The organism is Streptomyces tateyamensis, from assembly GCF_003205575.1.
GTDB lineage: Bacteria > Actinomycetota > Actinomycetes > Streptomycetales > Streptomycetaceae > Kitasatospora > Kitasatospora tateyamensis.
In genome coordinates this window covers 3639-4849 of sequence record NZ_PYBW01000168.1, presented here as the reverse complement: position 1 = coordinate 4849, position 1211 = coordinate 3639, and the positions used below count along the sequence as shown (strand labels likewise).

Annotated in this window: 2 protein-coding genes; one reads left to right on the top strand and one right to left on the bottom strand. The window is 68.0% G+C overall.

Going from position 1 to position 1211, the window contains the following annotated elements:
* Positions 1-120 (bottom strand): hypothetical protein (locus C7C46_RS37830; RefSeq protein ID WP_484421961.1); only part of this gene is annotated, 120 nt, incomplete at its 3' end.
* Between the two features lie 289 nt (positions 121-409).
* On the opposite strand from C7C46_RS37830, the gene C7C46_RS31065 reads away from it, so the two are divergent.
* Complete coding sequence (locus C7C46_RS31065; RefSeq protein WP_146259286.1) at positions 410-862, top strand: ATP-binding protein; 453 nt, start codon at positions 410-412, stop codon at positions 860-862.
* Positions 863-1211 lie beyond the last annotated feature (349 nt).

Sequence of the window (1211 nt, the reverse complement as noted above, 5' to 3'; positions counted from 1 at the left end):
CGGCCAACGGGTCTGACCCGTCAGCCAGTTGTGGATCGTGCGCTCTGATACCGTGCCGAGCTTCCCGGTGAGGACTTTGACCTCGGCGTTCACTTCGCGGGCTAACTCTGCCTTCGTCATGCGGCGTTCGGCCATCCGGAGGCGGAGTGCGACGTTGGCCACCATGCGGTCAACGTAGCTGTGGTGGGACGTGGTGTGCAGGGGTCGGGTAATGAGGCGGTCAAGTTTTCCGGTCGCGCCCGGACCAGCGGCACTCGTACTTTGCCGCACCGACCCGTAGCTGACGGTCGTTCACTGGTTACGCGAAGCCGTCCTCCTCTCGGGGACGGCATCGGTGCCAGGGGCCCGTCCGGTGTTCCGGGCCTGGCACCGGCTCACCCTCAACCGCACTCCAGCCAGGAGTTCCGCCATGGCTTTCACTGCCGGCATGCCTTCGGGAGCCGAGCCAACGGCCGCCGTGACCGCAGCCATCAGCGGTACCGAGTCGGTCGGCGTAGACCTGCCCTACCGGGCCGAGTCCGTGTCTGCCGCTCGTCGGCTGGTGTGCGTGCAACTGGCGGTCTGGGGTCTGGATGACCTGGTCGAGGACGCCCAGGTGATCGTCTCGGAGCTGGCGACCAACGCGGCCAAGACCGGGTGCCGACTGTGGATGCGGGTCGAGATCGAACGGCTCACCGAGAAGGCGGTCCAGATCCGTGTCACCGACGGCTGCCGCGTCCTGCCGGTCATGGTCAAGGCCGATGGGCAGGACGAGGGCGGCCGGGGCATCGCTCTGATCCACCACCTCACCGGCGGCCATTGGGGCGCTGACCAACTGCCGAACGGCAAGACCGTCCATGCCGATCTGGGGGTCGTGGCATGAGCGCCCAGCACCGCAGCCGCGACCGGGACCTGCTGGGCGACGCGATGAAGGCACTGGTGGTGTCCGGTCACCACGTCGTGCTCGGCTCGGTTACTTGGTCGAGCACCAACCACCTCAGTACCAGCCGGTCACCGCCGCCAGCGCGCCGGACACCGACCCGGGCACCGAATCCCTCTGACCGAGCGAGGAGCCAGCACGATGCAGACCCTGGCCCGCTACCGGCGCCGCATCGCCCGCCGTCCGAACACGGTGGTCGTTCAGCCCGACGGCTTCTGCAATCTCAACTGCACCTACTGCTACTTGCCCGACCGAGGCCGGCGCACACCAATGCCGGTGGCGGTCGCCGAGG

What these genes read in the sequence shown, in the direction of transcription:
- C7C46_RS31065 (WP_146259286.1), top strand. Translation starts at nt 410, where the DNA reads ATGGCTTTCACTGCCGGCATGCCTTCGGGAGCCGAGCCAACGGCCGCC.